This window comes from Streptomyces sp. NPDC007162 (genome assembly GCF_040634175.1).
Taxonomy (GTDB): Bacteria; Actinomycetota; Actinomycetes; order Streptomycetales; family Streptomycetaceae; genus Streptomyces.
This window is the reverse complement of sequence record NZ_JBEYFC010000868.1, coordinates 1-2,387: the sequence shown is the minus strand read 5'-3', so window position 1 is coordinate 2,387 and position 2,387 is coordinate 1. Positions and strand designations below refer to the sequence as shown.

Sequence of the window (2,387 nt, the reverse complement as noted above, 5' to 3'; positions counted from 1 at the left end):
AGGGCGCGCGGCGAGGGCCGGCCGAACAGCGGCTCTCCGTCGTGCCAGAGGGACAGGTTGAGGTGCAGACCGTTGATCGTGACCCGCGCGCAGGTGGTGTCCGCGGTCTGCTTGGCCAGATCGGCGAAGGACGTCGGGCAGCCGACCGAGTCCAGCACCGGCCTGGTGAAGAAGTCGATGAGACCCTTGTAGGAGAAGGCCGCGGCGATCGTGACGACCAGGATGGCAAGGACGGCCTTGGCGAGCCGGTTACGGAGTTCACGAAAGTGCTCCGCGAGCGGCATGCGCCCCCCGGGATCCTTCTGCTTGTTACGGACCGACTGGGGCACGCCACGTCCTCATCTCGTGCGGCAGACCGGGGACTACCGGCTCTGCGTCAGTACTTGGTCGCCTCCGTCACTCCGTGGGGCGCTAAGTCGCCACGGCGCCGATTGCGGCCGGAAGCGCGTCCGGGAGGCAGTTGGCCCAGGTCGGCAGGCCTCTGGCAGCGTCTCGTGCGGGGATGGACCAGGCACGGGCAGGACCGGGGTCACTCTCGGAGGCCGGTCGTGCTGTCCGTGGGCGCGGTGCGGGCGGTGGCGGTGTCCCCGGGAGCGCCCGAGGTCGTCCGCGGTTCCGGTGCAGACTCGGGCTCGGGGCGTGGCTCGTTCGAGGCGCCGTCGTCCTTCAGGGCCTCGGTCTCGCTCTTGAGGATCCGCATGGACTTGCCGAGTGCCCGGGCCGTGTCAGGGAGTTTCTTCGAACCGAAGATCAGAACCACCACGGCGACCAGGATCAGCACATGCCAGGGCTCCAGCGCATTGCGGAACATGGTCAGACCATCCCTTCGTACATGTCGGCCTTCATGCCTGCCGCGGGGGCGTGCCGGGTGTGGATGTCCTTGCGGGTCATGAGTCCTTCTCCTTGTCGGATCCGGTCTGTTCAGGTTCTGGGACGCCCGGCGGCCGTCCAGGCGGCGTACTCCTGGCGGACGTAGAGGCGGTGGCTGGGGGCGAGGGTGATCGCGTCGGGGTGATGCGGGCCGACCACCAGGTCGGGATGGCGACGGTCGTACAGGACGAGTTGCTCGGCGGTTTCTGCGGCGGCTGCGACCGGGCCGGGGCCGGGGTCATCGAGGGCCATCCGGTCCATGAGGGCGGCCCGTCGTAGCAGCCAGGCGCGTTCGGCTGCCGTCGCATCGACCGGGTGGCCGGTGACCGGCCCGGCCTGGCGGCCGTCGCGTTCGGCCCCGAGAGCGAGTATTCGGTGCATCTCGCGGCGCAGGTCCGGCGCATTCGCGTACGCCTCGTGCGGGGGCGAGGCGCCGATGCCTTCGCCGCTGTTCGGGGTGACGTCCATGCTCACACCTCCGCCGGTGCGGCCGGCGCCGCGGCGTTGACACAGCACCGTGTCGTGGTCGTGGTCGTCGTGATCAAGGGCCGAGGGGTGTGCCGGGGACCGCATGGACACCTGAGCCGGTCCGGGGCAGTCGTCGACGGGGCACGGCTTGTGGGTCGCGAGGGCGGCTTGTGGGTCGCGAGGGCCCACGCGGCGGGGCCGTCGGGCGCCTCGGCGCCGCGGCCGCCGCGCGGAACGCCCGGCCTGGTCATGGCGAGCACCGCAGGCAGGCGCGGACTTCGCGGCCACCGTGTGTCTGGTGGACCTCGGTCGACTGGGCGAGGTACTGGACGATGCCGGTGCCGCGGCCATGTTCGTCGGGGGCGATGTCGGCACGGTGGCGGTCCACTTCCATGCCGGAGTCAGTGACCACGATGTGCAGAGTGCCGTCGTCGAGGACAAGCAGCAGGGTCATGCGCTCGCGGCCGTACCGGGCAGCGTTGGCGGCGAGTTCGTCGACGATGAGAACGGCGGACTCCCGCTCGCTCACGGGCACGCTCCAGGTCTCCAGCAGATCGGCCGCGAAGTGACGAGCGGCGGAGACATGTGCCTCCTGCGCAGGCAGGGTGAGGAGCGCCTCGTGGCTGCAGGGCCGGCCGAGCAGTGAACTCGGGCTGGGGAAATCGGTCACAAACATGGCTTCTGGCTCTTCTGTGGATGTGGGGAGAGCGGAACGGGGGTGACCTCCAACAACTTTGAGGCTGTCGGTAGGCCCGGATCCTGAAGCGGCGCGCTCATTCAGTTCCACGGGCGACACATGCCGATCGGTTCGAGCTGTTCACACCTTTGGCCCGACTTCTTGCGGGTGAGGTCCATGCCGGCGGCCAGGCTGAGCTCGCTCGCCTCTGCCAGGGCTCGATGCCGCACTCGGCCGGACCCGACACCGGCGGCTCGTTCCCTCGCCCGTGGTCTTCCGGACGGCCCCGCGGGAACGTCCAGGGCGGTCAACCGACCACCCGGAGAGGGAGAGCCCGCCCCGGCCGCGTCCTCACCCATCAAGTCGGCTGAGG

4 protein-coding genes are annotated in these 2,387 nt (G+C 70.1%); all 4 read right to left on the bottom strand.

Going from position 1 to position 2,387, the window contains the following annotated elements; translation table 11 throughout:
* Positions 1–329 (bottom strand): twin-arginine translocase subunit TatC (locus ABZ646_RS45145; RefSeq protein ID WP_360533189.1); only part of this gene is annotated, 329 nt, incomplete at its 3' end.
* 200 nt (positions 330–529) lie between these two features.
* Positions 530–811, bottom strand: coding sequence for a Sec-independent protein translocase subunit TatA (tatA, locus tag ABZ646_RS45140; RefSeq protein ID WP_360533186.1), 282 nt, complete (start codon positions 809–811; stop codon positions 530–532).
* A gap of 110 nt (positions 812–921) precedes the next feature.
* The gene (locus ABZ646_RS45135) at positions 922–1,338 is read right to left on the bottom strand and encodes a hypothetical protein (RefSeq protein ID WP_360533183.1); all 417 of its coding nucleotides are present in this window, start codon (positions 1,336–1,338) and stop codon (positions 922–924) included.
* 247 nt (positions 1,339–1,585) lie between these two features.
* Complete coding sequence (locus ABZ646_RS45130) at positions 1,586–2,008, bottom strand: ATP-binding protein (RefSeq protein WP_360533180.1); 423 nt, start codon at positions 2,006–2,008, stop codon at positions 1,586–1,588.
* Positions 2,009–2,387 lie beyond the last annotated feature (379 nt).

Coding starts and splice junctions, on each gene's coding strand:
- tatA (WP_360533186.1), bottom strand. CDS start 811: ATGTTCCGCAATGCGCTGGAGCCCTGGCATGTGCTGATCCTGGTCGCC.
- ABZ646_RS45135 (WP_360533183.1), bottom strand. CDS start 1,338: ATGGACGTCACCCCGAACAGCGGCGAAGGCATCGGCGCCTCGCCCCCG.